This window comes from Chryseobacterium sp. SIMBA_038 (assembly GCF_046535115.1).
Lineage (GTDB): Bacteria > Bacteroidota > Bacteroidia > Flavobacteriales > Weeksellaceae > Chryseobacterium.
Genome location: NZ_JAWRXH010000036.1, coordinates 1 through 406, shown reverse-complemented (window position 1 = coordinate 406; position 406 = coordinate 1). Strand labels below are relative to the sequence as shown.

The following is a 406-nucleotide window of genomic DNA, read 5'->3' as shown; positions in this document are numbered from 1 at the left end:
ATATTAATGAAGATATGTTTAATGATGAAGTAACAGAGGAGGAAGCGATTTTCAACAATCAACTGAATGAAATAGAGAATGATGATGAATCTGAAGAAAAAAATGAAGTGGATTATGCTGCAGTAAGTGAACTTAAAGATAACAAGGTAACTACTGAAACAATTCCAAGTATTTTCGATACTGAAATGCTTGATGATGAAATGTTGATTGAGGAAAATGAAGATCAGTTTGCCAATTCAAACATTTCGTTAGAGCAAGGAGAGCTGGTAACAGAAACCTCTAATGTAGAAAATATTCTGAATGAGATTAAAAATGATCATTCCGAACAAGACATAAAGGAAGAAAATGTTCTTGCAGAAGTTTATGACCGAAGAAAAATTGTTGAAATAGACAAGCCTGTTCCCGA

The 406-nt window shown here is 32.5% G+C and carries 1 pseudogene; it reads left to right on the top strand.

The window, feature by feature from the left end:
• Nucleotides 1-406, top strand: a pseudogene (locus SB689_RS22615) (hypothetical protein); the annotation flags it as partial.